The organism is Alistipes indistinctus YIT 12060, assembly GCF_025144995.1.
Lineage (GTDB): Bacteria > Bacteroidota > Bacteroidia > Bacteroidales > Rikenellaceae > Alistipes_A > Alistipes_A indistinctus.
The window spans coordinates 1,037,482-1,054,984 of record NZ_CP102250.1; the positions used below are offsets into that span (position 1 = coordinate 1,037,482).

Sequence of the window (17,503 nt, forward strand, 5' to 3'; positions counted from 1 at the left end):
GGTTATTCTCAGGATTTGTGTAAATTTGTCAATGCTAAACCGCTTTTTATGATACCCATCATAGACCCTGTGGATCGCACCCTGATCCTGAAGGAACTCACAGCAGACAAACTACTGCGCAAGACCAACAACGGAGGCAACGAAATCTACGTCGTCACGGCCCGCAACAGCCCGAACATCATGCAGGAACTGGGACGCCTGCGCGAACTGTCGTTCCGCGACGCAGGCGGCGGCACCGGCGCAGCGGTCGACATCGATGCAGAGGACACGGCGGAAGAGGGCTACCAACAACTGTTCGTCTGGGATCCCAAAGCGCAGGAGATCGTCGGCGGGTACCGCTTCATCGTCTCGCGCACGCCGCATCCGAAGCACATGTCCACCGAACACTACTTCCGCTTCAGCGACAAATTCCGCAACGAATTCCTGCCCTACACCATCGAACTGGGCCGTTCGTTCGTACAGCCGCTCTACCAGGGGATCCGCCAAAATCCCAAAGGGCTCTACTCGCTCGACAACCTGTGGGACGGCCTCGGCGCACTGGTCGTCACCAACCCCGACATGAAATATTTTTTCGGCAAGGTGACCATGTACGGCGACTACAACAAAGAGGCGCGCGACCTGCTGATCTATTTCCTGAAGAAATACTTTCCGGACCGCGACAAGCTGGTCGATCCGATCTACCCGATCGAGCTCGACATCGACAACGAAGCGATGGGAGCCGTCTTCTGCGGAGAAAGCTACGCCGAGGATTACAAAATCCTGACCCGCGAAATCCGCAAATGCCGCGAGAACATTCCGCCGCTGATCAACTCCTACATGAACATCTCACCGTCGATGCGGGTGTTCGGCACCGTCAAAAACCCCGATTTCGGCGAGGTCGAAGAGACCGGCATCCTGATCACGATCAGCGACATCTACCCGGTCAAGTCGGAACGGCATTTCAAAATAATGGATTAAATACACGGGGCGAGCGCAAAATAAACTGGCCGCAGAAAACGGGATAACCGTCCCGTCCCGATTGTCCGGGAGCTCCGTACAGGGCAGCGCCTTTCCATACATCCGGCGACAGTTCCGATACCCGTGGTGAAGTATCCCCGCCACAAATAGAAAAAACGCACGGTCGACGACCGTGCGTTTAGCATGATTCCGCAGCCCGTCGCTGCATTCCCGTATCGTCATATCACCGTATTTACCCTCTCGCCGTATCATCGCGGCTGGCAACCGGGACAATAATAGATACTGCCCCCCAGGTAGTTTTCCTTGCAGATCAGGGAACCGCAACGGGGACACGGCTCCCCTGCCGTATTTTTGGACAAACGGGGACGGTATCCGCCGGGACGGCCGAACAGATCGGTTTCCGAGTCGCGGCCTCCCAGACGCAGCATCTCCCGGAGCGTCTCCCGGACGGACCGGAACAGTCGCTCTTTTTGCTGCCGGGTCAATCCGGAAATTTTGGTTTTGGGATGCATGCCCGCCCAATAAAGTATATCCTGCAACCCCCCGTTACCGAGACCGGGAATCGTCTGCCCGGTGGCCAGGAACGCCTTGGCGCTCTTTTTCTGCACGGACGGTTCATCCAGCAACGACATGAAATAGGAGAGGTCAAAAGCGTCGGACAGCACCTGAGGTTTCTCCTTCGCACTGCGGTAGTAAGGCTCCAGCGGACCGGGAAACTCACCCTGTGAAAAACACCACACCCCGCCGTACATCCTCACCGACACCACCAGACAACTCTCGTCCCCGAACCCGATGAGCAACTGGTGCTTGTCCGGCAAATCGGCACCGGGTTCGAGATAGGTAAGGTTCGCTCCGTCGCTGAACAGCAGCGCCCGTTCTCCGACTGCCAGTTCCACCATGCCGCCCCGCGCACGGGCCTTCCCGACCCGCTTACCCAAAAGCACGCCTTCGTAATCGATTCCGGGTGAAATAAAGGTAAATTTGTGAGGCGAATGGAACACCACCACCTCGCTGATATACTTGCCGCACACAGCATCATTGAGCTGCCGGGAGAGGCAAACGGCTTCGGGAGCTTCGATCATAGCGGACAAGACGGTTTATGAAACGATCAGCCGTAAACAATATCGCAGCAGACCGGCAAGACGATTAACAGGTAACCGGCAGGAATTTACGCGGCCGGACCGGCAACATTTTCAGCGGCTTCTTCACGCGCCTTTTGCCGCTCGACACGCCCTGCCAGCAAAATACTGCATTCGTACAGGCCGTAGAGCGGAATCACTACCAGCAACAGGCTGAAAATATCCGGCGGGGTAATGATCGCGGAGATGATACACAGCAGAATCAGCGCATGACGGCGGTAGCGCCTCAGGAACGAAGCGGTGATCAATCCCATCCGCGCCAGGAAATAGACCAGCAGCGGAAGCTGGAACACCACCGCGCAGGCGATCGACACGCTCAGCACCGTGGAGAGGTACGAACGCACGTCGATCATGTTGGTGATTTCGGGGCTCGCCTGGTATCCGGCGAAGAAACTGACCGACAACGGAGCGATCAGGAAATAGCCAAAACAGAGCCCTGCAAAAAAGCAAAGCGACACATACAGCACGAACATCCTGCTTTTGCGGCGTTCGTGTTCGGTCAGCGCCGGCACGACAAAACGCCATATCTCCCACAACAGGTACGGTACCGCCACGGCAATGGCGGTCGCCAACGCCACCTGCATGTGCAGATTGAACTGGCCGGCCAGCGCCGTGTTGACCATATTGAACTTCATCTGATTGATGCAAACCCGGTTATCGCCGAAAACGGCGTACGAGAAGTCGCACAGCCACCGGTTCGTCGGGAAATCAGGCGACTGGGGCCCCATCAGGATGGTATCGATGATGAATTTCTTACCGATGAAAGCGGCGATCATCACGACGATCAGCGCCATCACGCCCCGCACCAAATGGGGACGCAGCGCCTCGATATGTTCAAAAAAAGTCATCTCGTTGTCGGATGACTTTTCCCGTTTATCGGACATAACTTTCGTGTGGATTTATCCGCAAGGTTTATTTGGCGGCGTCGTCTTTGGTAGTTTCGTTCCGGGGAGCCTGAGGAGCGGTCGGGGCAGTCGTTTCGTTGGTATTCTCAGCCGTGTAATCTTTGTTGACCGCGTCTTTGAACTCTTTCACGCCGCGTCCCATGCCGCGCATCAGTTCAGGAATTTTCTTCCCGCCGAACAGCACGATAATCAGGATGACGATGACCAGTATCTGAGTCGGGCCGATGACCCCCAGAGGCAACATGAATGCTAACATAAGATTTAGGTTTTAGTTAATTCTTCAGGATGTGTTTGCAAATATAACATAAAAAACGATCATTTTATTTTTTGCAGGCAGAAAAAACGCCCGGCCCGATTGTATTCGGAGCCGGGCGCTGTCATTACTCAGCAGATCAGGCGGCTATTTCTTGAGGATCATTTCGTACTCGCCCGAGCAGAGGTTCATCGTCGTGGCTCCGTCGGCGGTCTTAATCTCCGAAGCTCCCGCGTCCTTCTTGAAGTCGACTCCCGAGATACCGGCGAGTTTGACCGTAGCCGACGTATTGGCCGGGATCGTCACCTTCCACTCGATATTGCCGTCCTCACGTTTCCAGTGGCTCTTGATCTCACCCGAAACCGACTTGTAAGAGGCCTTCACATAGTCGAGGCCGTCGATGAATACGGGCTCCATCTGGATTTTTTTGAAACCGGCCGACTGCGGATCGTTGCGGATACCGGCCAGGTCTTCGTAGAACCAGATCACCAAGTCGCCCAACAGCATAACATGGTTGCCCGAATTCATATTCGGCGCACCGGTATCGCCGTTCCACAGCTCCCAGATCGTCGTAGCGCCCTTCTTGGCCATATACCCCCAGCTGGGATAGGTTTCGTTGGTCGCGATCTTGTAGGCGAGGTCCTGCGCACCGTGCTCGGTCAGACCGCGCATCAGGTGCTGGATCCCCAGTACGCCCACGCTGACGTGGCCGTCGAACTCGCCCACTGTTTTATCAACGATATTCTGGAATACCTTGCCTTCATATCCTTCGGGAACCAGGCCGAGACGCAGCGAGAGAATGTTACCCGTCACGGTGTTATCGCCGAATTGGGGGGTCAGCACCGGAGCGAGTCCTTTACCGCTCGATTTCATGCCGTTATTACCATACTGAGCCGTCTCATAATTAAAGAACTTCTTGTTGTAGGACTCCTTCATTTTGGCTGCCAGCGCTTGGTACTCGGCTACATCGGCCTCGTTGCCGGTTAACTGGGCGAACTGGCTCATCATCTGGAGCAGGCTGTAATAAACGGTCGTTCCCAGAATTTCAGGCCGGGTTTTGCGGGACGGATCTTTCGAATGGATCAATTCCGGACTTTCGGGCGGCATGCACCAATCACCGTAGCGGTCCGTAATGATCACATTGTCTTCCATACAGTTCTGCTGCATATAGTGCATCCACTTGCGCATCGCCTGGTAGTGGGTCTCGATGCCGCTCTTGTCGCCGAACTGACGGTAGAGCATATCGGCTACGTAGAAGTAGGCTGCCGGCCAGGTCACGTCGTCTCCGTAAACAGTCCACGTACGAGGAGATACGTCGGAAATACGGCCCTGGGCATCGCGCGAATCGTAAATGTCCTGCAGCCATTTCTTATACAGCAGCGCATTGTCGAAAATAAAGCTCTCACCCAGTGCGCCGGTCGTGCGGTCGCCCAGCCAGCCGAGGCGTTCGTCGCGCTGCGGGCAGTCGGTCGGCATGCCGCGGTAGTTGCCGCGAATACCCCAGTAAGCGTTCTTGTAAATCTGGTTGATCACCGGATTCGAGGTTTCGAACTCGCCGGTCGTCTCCATCTTGTCGTAAATCACCTTACCGGTGAATACGTGAAGCGCAGGTTTGTAGCTCAGGCCCGATATCTCGACGTAACGGAAGCCGTGGTAGGTAAAGTTGGGTTCCCATTCGAACTCGGCATCCCAGGCAGGGATATAGGTATCGGTGGCTTTGGCCGAACGCAGGTTGGCCGTAAACAGCGAACCGTCGGGCTGGAGCGTCTCGGCGAAGCGGAAGGTGATGGGCTTCTTGATCTGCCCTTTGAGCTTCACATGCAGCCACCCCACCATGTTCTGTCCCATATCGAGGATATAGTTACCGTTGGGCCGCTCCATGATCGCCACGGGTTTGATCTCCTCCATGATACGGATGTTCTCGTTGGGCTGTGCCACCAACTTGCCGCCCGGTGCGGGCAGTTTCTGAGCCGCCATCCATTTGTAGTTGGTCTCATATCCGGTTTTGTTCCACCCAGGCAGTTCGTTGAAGGCATTGTATTCCTCACCGTCGAACTCGTTGTTCGCGACGATCGGCCCCCGTGCCGTGGCCTGCCACGTCGTGTCGGTCACGACCAACTCCTTGGTTCCGTCCTTGTACTCGATCTCCAACTGCGCCAGCAGGCGGGGCACGCCGAAACCGCGGATACCCGGGTTGCGCATCGGGAAGAACCGCCCGTTGCCGAGGATTACGCCGATCGTGTTGTTCCCCAATCCGAGCAATTTGGTTACGTCATACGAGTTGTAGTACATCGTCGCCGGGGCATGTGTCGGCATCGACTCGAAGACATCCTCGGTAATCTGCTCGCCGTTCAGGTAGCTCTTGGCCGACCCACCGGGACAAATGTAAAGTACAGCACGTTTCACACCCTCCTTTACAGGAAATTCTTTGCGCAGGTAACGAGCTGCCAAACGGGTGAGTATCCCCTTTTTGGAAGTCGAATCGCCAAGTTCCTCGCCGGGATTCGTGGCTCCCGCAATACCGATCCACTCGGCCTTCCAGGCGGCGGAATCAAGCAGTGCGGTCGCAAAATTCTCGGTCTCGCTCCAGGCCGTGCGCCCTTTGTTGGTCTTCACACGCACGCGCCAGAAATATTCGGTAGCGGACTGCAACGGAGATCCGCCGTAAGCAATGAACAGCGAAGTGTCCGAATTGACAAAACCCGAATCCCACAGCAGGTTCTTTCCTTTTTCCAATTCCTGGGCCGAGGCCGCCACCTGAATCTGGTAGGCGACCTGGTTCACATTGGATTTCTCGGATTCGATCTGCCACATAAACCGCGGATGGGCCGTTCCCACCCCGACCGGATTTTCACGCAGTTCGACCCGCAACTCATCCACCTTCACTTTCGAGGTAGAGCAGGCGAATCCGAGCCACGCCGCACAAACGGCGACAAACAGCACTTTTTTCATAAGCAATCAGGTATCAATTAAGGTTAATAATCTATTTCTGCTTAACAGGCGTCATCACGACGGTAAACGAATAGTCGCCGTACGGAAGCCGGTATTCGGGACGCGGCAGCGCTCCCCAACTGTCGACACAACCGAGCCCCATCTGGTAGCCGTCGAGCGACACGCAGGTCAGATCCCGTTCGTGCAACTCGCCCGAATGGCGCTGGTGCTTCACCTCCCCGTCATCGAGGTCGCCGGTCAGGTAGTGCAGCGCCGTGGCAAAAAACGGCTTTGCGGAGGTAAACATCACGCCCCGGCCGTCGGCATCCGTCACTTTCCACCAGCGCACATCGCTTTTGGACCCGGTCTCCTGCGGGCGTACATACGGGTAGAACTGCTCCGAAACCGACTGTCTGTAGCACCCCATAAACGTCGAACTTTTCCGGTCGGTATAGTTTTCCCCGGGGCCCCGGCCATAGTACACGATCCGGTCGAAATGCTCCGGCATCACCAACTGCATCCCGAAACGGAACATATCCGGGATATCCTTACGAGCAGGATCTGCCGTCAGTTTTTCGGTTACGGAGAGCTGCCCCGCCCCGTTCATTTCATAACGCATTTCGAGCGTCGCCGAGAGTTCCGGCAGCTTATACAGTGCCGTCACGGCGGCACTGCCCGCACCGGCTCCCGCCTGTGCGAGCGTCATCTCCTGCAACTCCATCGCGGGCTGCTTCCAAACAGCATACTTGGTTTGCAGGTTTGCACCGAAATCGTTGTCGGTCGGCGCACGCCAGAAATTGGGGCGCAGCGAATAACCCGCTTTAAGCATTTCGACGCCTTCGGCCTTATACGAGTCGAGCCAGCCGGTCGAGCGGTTGAACACCGCCTTTACCCGCCCTGCGGTCAACTCATAAACCGCAATGTTTTCATATGTTTTTACCCGACCGGCATCGGCTGCGAACCCGGCGGCAGGTTTCGTTCCGGAGCGTACCGCCAGTTGCTGGCGTGCCACCGGATAACCGGCAGGCAACAGATCGGTTGCCTGCTTGAGTTTATAAGCGACATTCAGGTAGAGATCGTCCTCACTCCCCCCAGGCACGTTGTAACCTTCGAGCGTAACGGTTCCTGTCTGCTGCGGGGCAACCGGCAGCTGATTCACGAACCCCTTCGAAAGCACATAACCTTTGGGCCCGTTGACCAGTTCCCACTCCAGGTAAAGGCCGGACAGATCGGTAAAGAAATTTTCGTTATAGACCTTCAGCACGCCTTTGTCCATATCGCCGGGGGTCGTCCAAACCGACTGGTAGTAATAACGCACTTCGCCCATGTGCGGATTCGGACGACGGTCGGGACTGATCAGTCCGTTGCAGTTGAAATTCTTGTCCGAGGGGTCGTACGGATTGTAGTCGCCGCCGTAGGCGTAAAACATATCGCCCCGGTCGTTATACTTGCGGAAGCCCTGATCGACGAAATCCCAGATAAACCCGCCCTGTAACTTCGGGTATTTGCGGATCAGGTCCCAGTACTCGCCGAAACCGCCCATCGAGTTGCCCATCGCATGCGCATATTCACACTGGATCAGGGGACGGTAGCTGCCTTGTTTGGACGAGCGGCCGCCCTGCCCGAAAGCCACATCTCCCCATACCAAGGCATCCTCCGTGCGGACGGCAGCAGGCAATGCATCGCCCGAAGCGTATTGCTCCATGTGGTCGTAAGTCGCATACATCGGGCAGTAGATATCGGTATGGTCGTTCAGCAACGCACGCTCGTACTGGACGGGCCGCGTCGGATCGTAAGCCTTGACCCATTTGTAGCACTCGACGAAGTTGGGCCCGTCGCCCGCCTCGTTACCCAGCGACCAGATCAGGATCGAGGGATGGTTCTTGAACGCGCGCACCATGCGCTCGTTGCGTTCCAGGTGCGCCTTGAGGTAGGAAGGCTCCTTGGCGAGCGTCTTCTCCTCGTACCCCATGCCGTGGGATTCGACATTCGCCTCGCTGATCACATAGATGCCGTAAATATCGCAGAGTTCGTACCACAACGGATCGTCAGGATAGTGGCAGGTGCGCACGGCATTGATGTTATTCTCCTTCATGATGCGGATATCCTCGATCATCCGCTCGGGCGAAACCACGTATCCGGTCAGCGGGTCCATCTCGTGACGGTTGACCCCCTTGAACAGCACCGGCTGCCCGTTCACCAGGATCTGCCCCTTGTCGGGACGCATTTCGACCTTCCGGAAACCGACCCGCTGGCGGACGGTTTCCAACTCCTTGCCCGAAGCGTCGTAAAGGGTCAAAGCAAGCGAATAGAGGTTCGGCTGCTCGGCGCTCCATTTACGAACATTTTTCACCGGCATGCTCAGACGGCAGCTGTCGCGGGAATCGAGTTTCGCGGTAACGGGAGCAAACTCGCCCTCCTTACCGCTGAGCACCATCTTCACGCTGCCGCCGGGAACGTTGCGGCCCGCCACTTCGACAGCCAACAAACCGTTGCGGTAAGAAGCGTCGAGATCGGCAACGATACGCACATCCCCGAACCGCTGTGCCGGCCGCGCATACAGGTAGACGTCCCGGCCGATGCCCGACAGACGCCAGAAATCCTGGTCTTCGAGATACGATCCGTCGCACCAGCGAAAGATCTGCATCGCGATCAGGTTCTTACCCGGTTTGAGATAAGGCGTGATATTGAAATCGGCGCCCATCTTGCTGTCCTCGCTGTAACCGACGAACTTGCCGTTCACCCACAGATAGAGGTTCGAAGTGGCCGATCCCATATGGAAAAAGACCTCGCGGCCGTCCCACGCTTGCGGCAACTCGACCTCGCGGCGGTAAGAGCCGACATGGTTGTTCCGTTCCTCGACAAAAGGAGGGTTATCGGCAAACTGGCGGGACCAGGCATAAGGAATGTTGGTATAGACCGGATCCCCGTAGCCGTTCAACTCCCATACTGCGGGAACCGGAAAATCCACCCAACCCGCATCGTCAAAATCTTCGGCGAAAAATGTCGTCGGACGCTGGTCCAAATCGCGAACCCAGTTGAACTTCCACAGTCCGTTGAGGGATTTGACCCATTCGGAAGAGGTCTCGATCCGATCGCCGCCCGGCAACACTTCAACGATCCGCGAAGGAGCATAATCCGGGAAAAAAGTGTGAACCGGCTCTCGGTTCACCGCATTGACATTGGGATCCTGCCATTCGCGTCCGGTCTGCGCCGCGGCGGATAAAGCAAGTGAAACAACAAAGGTGAAGATAGAAAAACGTTTCAGTATCATAGTTCAGAAGTTAGGCTCGGGATCCTTTCCGAAGCGGAAACCCGGACAGAACAAATATAATGATAAATACCGAAACTGAAAGCACAAAAAAATGACCCGCAGGGCCGCATCCCTGCGGGACGCGTCATATCAACGACGACACAGCAGCAGTCGAACACACGCTTTCACATACCCTGTAACCTATGACCCGTAACAACAGAGCATCCGACATCTTATCGCTTGCCCCGTACAGCGGTCGCTGAATCCTGCGGCCCGTATTGCGGCGGAATCAGTTCGTGCCGGATCAGGATATCGCAGAAGCGGGCCGCGATTTTCCGGTTTCCCCGCCGGCTGGGGTGGGCATCGTGCCGAAAAAAATCACCCTGCTCCCGGTCCAACTCCGCCTTTAAATTTATGAGACCGATATCAAATCGGGCTGCAACGGCGCTATTTTGCATGGGATCATCTTAAAAATATCATAGTCCCGGGCGCCGCCATCCACACCGCAATTGAGGACTTCCACCCGATACCCCGCACTGTCGAGCATCTTTTGCAACACCTCCACGAATGCGGTATAATAGGGCATTGTCAGCGTACCGGATACGAAAGAGTCCCCGGTCACAGCGATGCGGAACCGGCCGGAGGATTTGTCCGGAAAATCCCTGCCCAGGAATCCCTGTTCCATTGACATGAAACCGATTGCCGCTTACTTCGAAAATCCAGATTCGGGAGGTATAAGGTAATTCACTACCGAATCAGGTCGGTAGGCCAATGGTTTAAGCGTGTCGCTGGAGAGGGGCTCCCAAAAGAAAATCCGGCAAGCCGCCTCGATCAGCAGCAGGACGGAAACCGCCAGAATCGCTCCGTATCCTATACGTTGTCCTATCTTTTATTCCCCATATTCGGTAAAATAATTTACTCTTCTGTACAAGCCTGTCGTTCGGGTGTGCCCCGACATTCAACCCTCCCGCCTTCGCCGGTCCCGGTATTTTGCCCTGCGCCTGAAATATTCCGTTCCCAACCGATAACTAAACTACAATTTTTTATTGAAACAACCGCATAAAACAACTACATTATGGAATAACGACACAATACAGTAAAGCCCGGATGAAAATCATCCGGGCTTTACTGCAATACCGTTAACCGCCAACGGCCGACGTTACATATCCGCGACCGCGATATCGAGAATTTCGAAGGGAATCATCCCCGAAGGAACCTGGACGTCGACCTTGTCGCCTTTTTTGTGGCCGAGCAGCGCCTGGGCGATCGGCGTACCGATCGCGAGCTTGCCCTCTTTGAGGTTCGCTTCGCTCTCGGAAACAAGCGTATACTCGACGGTTTTGCCGGTTTTCATATTCTTGAGCGTGACACGGTTCAGGATTTGTACGGAGCTGGTGTCAATGCGCGACTCATCGAGTACCCGGGCATTGGCCACCATCTCCTCGAGTTTGGCGATACGCATCTCGAGCATCCCCTGGGCCTCTTTGGCCGCATCGTACTCCGCATTCTCGGACAGGTCGCCCTTGTCACGAGCCTCCGCAATCGCAGCCGAAATGGCAGGACGCTCCACAGAGCGCAGGTGCTCCAACTCGCTCTTGATTTTTTGCAAGCCGGCTTCTGTCAAATGAACTACTTTTGATGCCATAGTGAAGAGATATTTAAATAGGTAAAATAAAACGCAAAAAAAGAAAAAATCCCGACTCCCCGCCTGAGAGGGGAGCCAGAACTCTTCCGATAAGGCAAACTTAAACATTTAATTTCGATTTTCCAACTCCCCTCATTTTTTCGAAAAATAATTCTCCTCCTTTCCCCATTGCCATCGTGGCATCAGCCTCTGGGAATGGTCCCCTTCGCAAAATAGTTGGCACAGGAAATGTTGACTATATCGCCGGGGTTTATTATCTTTGTTTAAAACACCCTTTCAACGCACCCGACCCGCAATGCAGCAAACCGTCATCCTCACCCTCCTCGACCTGATCAGCCTGAAAGGCATTTTTAGTTTCGGCTACGTGCTTTTCGTGCTCATCACCATCGGCGTAATCATTCACGACAAACGCGACCCGGTCAAAGCACTCTCGTGGATCGTCGTGCTGATCCTGCTGCCCGTCGCGGGTTTCCTGCTCTATATCGTTTTCGGACGCAACCACCGCAAGGAGAAGCTGTTCAACCGCAAAGAGCTGCACGACCTGGAACAGATCGACGAGATGAGCCGCGAGCAGGTCTACGCGATCAACAACGCGGCGTTGCTGCTGCGCAGCGAAATCACCGAAAACCGCGACATCATCACGCTGTTGCTCAACAGCAACAAAGCCCTGCTGACCAACCACAACCGCATCCGCGTACTGAACAACGGCACCGTTACCTTCGACGAGATCAAAGCAGCCCTGCGCGGCGCCCGTTCGTCGATCCACCTTGAATATTATATTATCGAAGACGATCCGCTGGGCCGGGAGATCGCGGAGATCCTGATCGGGAAAGCCCGGGAAGGGGTCGAAGTGCGCCTGATTTACGACGACGTAGGCAGCTGGGGCCTGAGCAGGCGCTATATCCGACACCTGCGCAATGCGGGCGTGGAAGTGCAATGCTTTATGCGCGTCGTTTTCCCGTGGCTGACCAGCAAAGTCAACTACCGCAACCACCGCAAAATTCTGGTCGTAGACGGCCACATCGGCTTTACGGGCGGCATCAACATCGCCCAGCGCTACCTGACCGGCACGAAGATGGGCCCGTGGCGCGACACGCACCTCAAACTCGAAGGCGAAGCGGTACGGATGCTGCAGATCGTTTTTATGACCGACTGGTACTTCGTCAGCAAACAGCAGCTTACCGACCACGCCAAATACCTGCCCCCGACGACGGTTCGCGACGAATGCCTCGTCCAGATCGCCACTTCGGGCCCCGATTCGGACTGGGCCTCTATCATGCAGGCTTTTTTCGCCGCCATCACGCGCGCCCAGCACCACATCTATATATCATCGCCCTACTTCACCCCGAACGAGGCAGTGCTGACGGCGATCAAAGTGGCAGCCCTCAGCGGTATCGACGTACGGATCATGATCCCGAGCCGTTCGGACTCCAAAATCGTCTACTGGGCATCCCGTTCGTATATCGGGGAACTGATCGACGCAAACGTGAAAGTATACCTCTACCGGAAGGGATTCAACCACTCAAAACTGATCATGATCGACGGAGTGTTCGCATCGGTGGGTACGGCCAATATGGATATGCGCAGTTTCGAAGACAATTTCGAGGTGTCGGCCATCATCTACGACCGCCGCATCACCGAAGAGCTGGAGGAACAATTCCTCGAAGACCTTTCGCGTTGCCGGCTCGTCACGCGCGAGTATTGGGAAACGCGCCCGGTCCTGCACAACATTTACGAAGCCGTGGCCCGGTTGTTCAGTCCGTTGCTTTAACATCCATCGGCCGGAAACATTTGCCGTCACCTGAGTATCGGCTCCGATTCAACCCAAACCATAGAGGATATTTATTCCCAACAGAAGTACAGTCCTTGACATCCCGGCGTATTTTTTGCGCTGGATAATACCGCCGTGCGGAAGAGTACAACCGTATCAAGACACGAGACAGGCGTAAGGCAGGGCGAAACTGGTGTGGAACGACCTAAGAGCCGGGCGGGAACCCCATCCGGCACCGGGAAGAGCAACAGCATGAAATGATCCGAGTTATTACTATTTTTACTACCTTTGAAACGTTGAATTTCCATTAAGTATTGAACGATATGATAAAAAAGAGCCTCCTGATCGGTTCGGCCCTGTTACTACTGGCTGTTCTGGCCGCACCCGATGCCCAAGCCCTGAGTCCTATCCGCTTCGGCGTCAAAGCCGGTATCCAGACCCAATCGCTGAAAATGCAGGGCATGAACTGGAACGAACTCTCGAAAAGCAATAACTTCGGCTACCAGTTGGGCGTCATGGCACAGGTGCCGCTGGGGCCGGTCTACCTGCAACCGGAAATCTTTTACAGTTCGGCCCGATTCAAGTTGCAGGGCGACCTGCTGAATCCGGACGGCACCATGGCAGAGAGCGATGTTTCGGCCAAATACTCGGTCAATACCGTACAGCTCCCGGTACTGGTCGGCATCAAACTGCTGTTCCTGCGCGTATTCGCCGGTCCGTCGTTCAACCTGCTGACCGACACATCCAACAAATCGGGCAAAGAGGGGGTATCGTTCAACTCGAGCGTCACGAAGTCGGCCGTCGCATTCCAAGTCGGAGCCGGCGTCGAAATCGGCAAGTTCAATATCGATATCCGTTACGACGGACAATTCAAGAAACCGGTGCAGACTTTTACCTTCGGCAAAAACTACACCGAGACGGTCAAAACCAAAATGAACAGCTGGCAGCTCAACTTGGGCTACTTCTTTTAACCGGAGCGCCACCAAGATTACATGACAGAAAAAGTTATCCTGCTCGAAGGCGTCGACCCCGTTGAACTCTACGGTGCCGGCAACAGCAACATCGAAAAGATCAGCGCCAAATTTCCGAAGCTGAAAATCATCGCACGCGGTTCGTCGGTCAAGGTGATGGGCGAAGCCTCGGAGATCGGCCGTTTCGAGCAAAAGCTGACCGACCTGATCGATTATTACGGTCGCTACGGGCACCTTTCGGGCGAGGTGATCGACCAGGTTTACGACGGGGGAATGCCCAAGCGCGACGAAACGGCCGACAAGGATGCGATCGTATTCGGCAACAACGGCGTGATCGTCCGCGCCCGCACGGTGAACCAGCAAAAGCTGGTGCAGCTTTACGAACACAACGACCAGCTTTTCGCCGTCGGCCCCGCCGGTTCGGGCAAGACCTATACGGCCATCGCACTGGCCGTACGCGCATTGAAAAACAAAGAGGTCAAGCGCATTATCCTCACCCGGCCGGCCGTGGAAGCGGGTGAAAAGCTCGGCTTCCTGCCCGGCGACATGAAAGAGAAGCTCGACCCTTACCTGCAACCGCTTTACGATGCGCTCGACGACATGATCCCGGCAGCCAAGCTCAACAAATACATGGAAGAGGGCACCGTGCAAATCGCGCCGCTCGCCTTTATGCGCGGGCGCACGCTCGACAATGCGTTCGTCATCCTCGACGAGGCGCAGAACACCACCCTTTCCCAAATCAAGATGTTTCTCACCCGCATGGGCCGCAGCGCGCGTTTCATCGTCACGGGCGACCTGACCCAAATCGACCTGGCCCGCAAAGCCGATTCGGGACTGAGCACCGTGATGAAACTGCTGCAAGGCATCGACGGCATCGGCATGGTCGAATTCGACAACCGCGACATCATCCGCCACAGGCTGGTCAAATACATCGTCGAAGCGTTCGACAACCAGTCGAAGGCCTCCGAACCGGAATTATTCGCACAGGACAACAACCCCGAGCGTTCAAATTAAAAAACATACAATCATGGCAAAAGCAATCCTCAAGACAGATTTCCATTTCGACGGACAGAAAGACCTCTATGTCGGCAAAGTGCGCGACGTTTACAATATCGACGACAACTACCTGGTGATGGTGGTGAGCGACCGGATCTCGGCCTTCGACGTAGTGCTCCCCAAAGGCATCCCCTACAAAGGACAGGTCCTGAACCAGATCGCATCGAAATTCCTGGACGCGACTGCCGACATCTGTCCGAACTGGAAGATTGCTTCGCCCGACCCGATGGTCACCGTCGGCCACCGTTGCAAAGGCTTCCCGGTCGAGATGATCGTACGCGCCTACCTCACCGGCAGTTCGTGGCGCGATTACAAGGCCGGCGCCCGTGAAATCTGCGGCGTGCCCATTCCCGACGGCATGAAGGAGCACCAGAAATTCCCGCACCCGATCGTCACCCCGACCACGAAGGCCGAGATCGGCGAACACGACCAGAATATCTCCAAAGAGGAGATTATTCGCAGCGGACTAGTGAGCAAAGAAGATTACGAAAAACTGGAAAAATACGCACTGGAACTTTTCGCACGCGGTACCGAGATCGCCGCGAAGCAGGGCCTGATCCTAGTCGACACGAAATACGAATTCGGCAAGAAGGACGGTGAGATCCTGCTGATGGACGAGATCCACACGCCCGACAGCTCGCGTTATTTCTATGCGGACGGCTATCAGGAGCGCTTCGACAAAGGCGAAGCGCAGCGCCAGCTTTCGAAGGAATTCGTACGCGAATGGCTGATGGAGCACGGCTTCCAGGGGCGTCCGGGCGAACAAGTACCCGAAATGACCGACGAGTTCGTGACCAGCGTCAGCGACCGCTACATCGAACTGTACGAACACATAACCGGCGAAAAATTCGTCAAGGACGACACCGACGACATCCTCGACCGGATCGAAAACAATACGAAAAACATGCTTGCCCGGCTGAAATAGCCGCCGGATGATCGTCGGCAGAGGGGCCCGGGACTACCGGATCATCGTTGCATTCCGGCTCGGAATATCCGGCACCGGAGTTCAGGCCCGGACCGCACGCAGTTTCGGAACATCAGCATTCAAAGGATTCGACGCGCTCGAAAACCGCATTCCGACAAATTCCGGGCTCGCATCGCAAGGCGACGTTTTGACAATTACTGACACGGATAAAACCAGATAATCATGGATAAAAACATAGCAGCACTCGCACCGCATGAGGTGTGGAAACAATTTGCCGCCCTGTGCGCGATTCCCCGTCCGTCGGGCCACGAAACCGCCGTTCGCGACTATCTGATCGCCCAGGGCAACTCTTTCGGGATCGAATGCTTCGCCGACGAGGCGGGCAATGTGATCATGCGCAAACCGGCCACTCCCGGCATGGAGGACCGCAAGGGCATCATCCTGCAAGCGCACATGGATATGGTGCCGCAGAAAAACAACGACAAAACGTTCGATTTCACCAAAGATCCGATCGAAGCCTATATCGACGGCGAATGGGTAACGGCCAACGGCACGACCCTCGGCGCCGACAACGGAATGGGTCTGGCAGCGATACTCGCCGTGATGGGATCGAAGACACTGAAGCACGGACCGCTCGAAGCGCTGATCACCGCATCGGAAGAGACCGGCATGGACGGCGCATTCGGCCTGAAACCCGGCGTACTGCAAGGGGACATCCTGCTGAACCTCGACTCGGAGGCGGAAGGCGAATTGTATGTCGGCTGCGCCGGAGGACTCGACCTGAACGTCTCGCTCACCTATAAGGAAGAGGCGGTTCCGGCAGGGCTCAAGCCGGTGAAAATCGAGGTGAAAGGGCTGCTCGGAGGTCACTCAGGCATCGAGATCATCCTCGAACGCGGCAACGCGAATAAAATCATGGCCCGGCTTCTGTTGCATGCACAAAAAGAGTTCGGCCTGCGCCTCGCATCAATCGACGGAGGCGGGTTGCGCAATGCGATCCCGCGCGAAGCGACAGCCGTGGCGCTGATCCCGCAAGAAAAACTCCAGACCTTCGGGGAGATGGTTAAAACGTTCGACACGCTGATCCGCGCCGAGCTCAAAGGGGTCGATGACGGCGTTACGGTCACAGCCGGGGATACCTCTATGCCCGCATCGGTCATGGACACAGAAAGCCAGAACAGGTTGCTGAATGCCGTACAGGGCTGCCCCAACGGGGTGATCCGCATGAGCCCCTCGATGCCCGGGCTGGTACAAACCTCGACCAACCTCGCACGCGTCGTATCGGAGAACGGTACGGTACGAATGCAGGCGTTGCTTCGCAGTTCGGTAGACAGCGAGAAGGAGTACCTTGCTGAGACGATGACTTCGGTTTTCACGCTGGCCGGGGCAGTCGTCACGCCGAGCGGCGGTTACTCGGGCTGGAATCCCAATATGGATTCGCCGATCCTGAAAACGATGACAGAATCTTACGAGGCGCTTTACGGCCGCAAGCCGGCTGTCATGGCGATCCACGCCGGACTGGAGTGCGGTATCCTGGGCGGCAAGTACCCGAACCTCGACATGATCTCGTTCGGACCTACGATCCGCTATCCGCACTCGCCGGATGAAAAGACCGAAATCGCATCGGTCGGCAAGTTCTGGGATTACCTGTTGCATACGCTCTCGCACGTACCGCAGCGCTAAACACAACTTCACAG

At 55.8% G+C, this 17,503-nt stretch carries 13 protein-coding genes; 6 read left to right on the forward strand and 7 right to left on the reverse strand.

The window, feature by feature from the left end:
• Nucleotides 1-48: 48 nt before the first annotated feature.
• Nucleotides 49-957 carry a GNAT family N-acetyltransferase gene (locus NQ495_RS04540; protein WP_009134140.1) on the forward strand — a complete coding sequence of 303 codons (909 nt, stop codon included), beginning with the start codon at nucleotides 49-51 and terminating at the stop codon, nucleotides 955-957.
• A 248-nt stretch (nucleotides 958-1,205) separates the two neighbouring features.
• Here NQ495_RS04540 and NQ495_RS04545 read toward each other — a convergent pair whose 3' ends face one another.
• The 7 genes from NQ495_RS04545 to greA form a co-directional block, all read right to left on the reverse strand.
• On the reverse strand, nucleotides 1,206-2,039 hold the full coding sequence (locus NQ495_RS04545) for a formamidopyrimidine-DNA glycosylase (RefSeq protein ID WP_009134139.1): 834 nt from the start codon (nucleotides 2,037-2,039) through the stop codon (nucleotides 1,206-1,208).
• Nucleotides 2,040-2,125: 86 nt separating this feature from the next.
• Nucleotides 2,126-2,980 (reverse strand): twin-arginine translocase subunit TatC, encoded by an 855-nt coding sequence (gene tatC / locus NQ495_RS04550; protein ID WP_009134138.1) that lies wholly within the window; start codon nucleotides 2,978-2,980, stop codon nucleotides 2,126-2,128.
• Between the two features lie 28 nt (nucleotides 2,981-3,008).
• The gene (locus tag NQ495_RS04555; protein ID WP_009134137.1) at nucleotides 3,009-3,257 is read right to left on the reverse strand and encodes a twin-arginine translocase TatA/TatE family subunit; all 249 of its coding nucleotides are present in this window, start codon (nucleotides 3,255-3,257) and stop codon (nucleotides 3,009-3,011) included.
• A 144-nt stretch (nucleotides 3,258-3,401) separates the two neighbouring features.
• A complete protein-coding gene (locus NQ495_RS04560) occupies nucleotides 3,402-6,206 on the reverse strand; it encodes an alpha-L-rhamnosidase (protein ID WP_009134136.1) in 2,805 nt (934 codons plus the stop codon).
• Nucleotides 6,207-6,237: 31 nt separating this feature from the next.
• Nucleotides 6,238-9,453, reverse strand: a complete 3,216-nt coding sequence (locus tag NQ495_RS04565) for a glycoside hydrolase family 2 TIM barrel-domain containing protein (RefSeq protein WP_370806508.1) — start codon at nucleotides 9,451-9,453, stop codon at nucleotides 6,238-6,240.
• A 397-nt stretch (nucleotides 9,454-9,850) separates the two neighbouring features.
• Nucleotides 9,851-10,123 carry an SGNH/GDSL hydrolase family protein gene (locus tag NQ495_RS04570; RefSeq protein WP_147513065.1) on the reverse strand — a complete coding sequence of 91 codons (273 nt, stop codon included), beginning with the start codon at nucleotides 10,121-10,123 and terminating at the stop codon, nucleotides 9,851-9,853.
• 474 nt (nucleotides 10,124-10,597) lie between these two features.
• Nucleotides 10,598-11,083: a transcription elongation factor GreA gene (greA, locus tag NQ495_RS04575; protein ID WP_009134133.1), complete on the reverse strand. Its 486-nt coding sequence runs from the start codon at nucleotides 11,081-11,083 to the stop codon at nucleotides 10,598-10,600.
• A 295-nt stretch (nucleotides 11,084-11,378) separates the two neighbouring features.
• Here greA and cls point away from each other — a divergent pair, with 295 nt between their 5' ends.
• The 5 genes from cls (at nucleotide 11,379) to NQ495_RS04600 (ending at nucleotide 17,489) form a co-directional block, all read left to right on the forward strand.
• The gene (gene cls / locus NQ495_RS04580) at nucleotides 11,379-12,854 is read left to right on the forward strand and encodes a cardiolipin synthase (RefSeq protein ID WP_009134132.1); all 1,476 of its coding nucleotides are present in this window, start codon (nucleotides 11,379-11,381) and stop codon (nucleotides 12,852-12,854) included.
• Nucleotides 12,855-13,177: 323 nt separating this feature from the next.
• Nucleotides 13,178-13,825 (forward strand): porin family protein, encoded by a 648-nt coding sequence (locus tag NQ495_RS04585; protein WP_009134131.1) that lies wholly within the window; start codon nucleotides 13,178-13,180, stop codon nucleotides 13,823-13,825.
• 21 nt (nucleotides 13,826-13,846) lie between these two features.
• Nucleotides 13,847-14,839 carry a PhoH family protein gene (locus NQ495_RS04590; RefSeq protein ID WP_009134130.1) on the forward strand — a complete coding sequence of 331 codons (993 nt, stop codon included), beginning with the start codon at nucleotides 13,847-13,849 and terminating at the stop codon, nucleotides 14,837-14,839.
• A 13-nt stretch (nucleotides 14,840-14,852) separates the two neighbouring features.
• A complete protein-coding gene (locus NQ495_RS04595) occupies nucleotides 14,853-15,806 on the forward strand; it encodes a phosphoribosylaminoimidazolesuccinocarboxamide synthase (protein ID WP_009134129.1) in 954 nt (317 codons plus the stop codon).
• Between the two features lie 222 nt (nucleotides 15,807-16,028).
• On the forward strand, nucleotides 16,029-17,489 hold the full coding sequence (locus NQ495_RS04600; protein WP_009134127.1) for an aminoacyl-histidine dipeptidase: 1,461 nt from the start codon (nucleotides 16,029-16,031) through the stop codon (nucleotides 17,487-17,489).
• Nucleotides 17,490-17,503 lie beyond the last annotated feature (14 nt).

What these genes read in the sequence shown, in the direction of transcription:
- greA (WP_009134133.1), bottom strand. Translation starts at nt 11,083, where the DNA reads ATGGCATCAAAAGTAGTTCATTTGACAGAAGCCGGCTTGCAAAAAATC.
- NQ495_RS04545 (WP_009134139.1), bottom strand. Translation starts at nt 2,039, where the DNA reads ATGATCGAAGCTCCCGAAGCCGTTTGCCTCTCCCGGCAGCTCAATGAT.
- NQ495_RS04570 (WP_147513065.1), bottom strand. Translation starts at nt 10,123, where the DNA reads ATGGAACAGGGATTCCTGGGCAGGGATTTTCCGGACAAATCCTCCGGC.
- NQ495_RS04590 (WP_009134130.1), top strand. Translation starts at nt 13,847, where the DNA reads ATGACAGAAAAAGTTATCCTGCTCGAAGGCGTCGACCCCGTTGAACTC.
- NQ495_RS04600 (WP_009134127.1), top strand. Translation starts at nt 16,029, where the DNA reads ATGGATAAAAACATAGCAGCACTCGCACCGCATGAGGTGTGGAAACAA.
- NQ495_RS04540 (WP_009134140.1), top strand. Translation starts at nt 49, where the DNA reads ATGATACCCATCATAGACCCTGTGGATCGCACCCTGATCCTGAAGGAA.
- NQ495_RS04555 (WP_009134137.1), bottom strand. Translation starts at nt 3,257, where the DNA reads ATGTTAGCATTCATGTTGCCTCTGGGGGTCATCGGCCCGACTCAGATA.
- NQ495_RS04585 (WP_009134131.1), top strand. Translation starts at nt 13,178, where the DNA reads ATGATAAAAAAGAGCCTCCTGATCGGTTCGGCCCTGTTACTACTGGCT.
- cls (WP_009134132.1), top strand. Translation starts at nt 11,379, where the DNA reads ATGCAGCAAACCGTCATCCTCACCCTCCTCGACCTGATCAGCCTGAAA.
- NQ495_RS04560 (WP_009134136.1), bottom strand. Translation starts at nt 6,206, where the DNA reads ATGAAAAAAGTGCTGTTTGTCGCCGTTTGTGCGGCGTGGCTCGGATTC.
- NQ495_RS04595 (WP_009134129.1), top strand. Translation starts at nt 14,853, where the DNA reads ATGGCAAAAGCAATCCTCAAGACAGATTTCCATTTCGACGGACAGAAA.
- tatC (WP_009134138.1), bottom strand. Translation starts at nt 2,980, where the DNA reads ATGTCCGATAAACGGGAAAAGTCATCCGACAACGAGATGACTTTTTTT.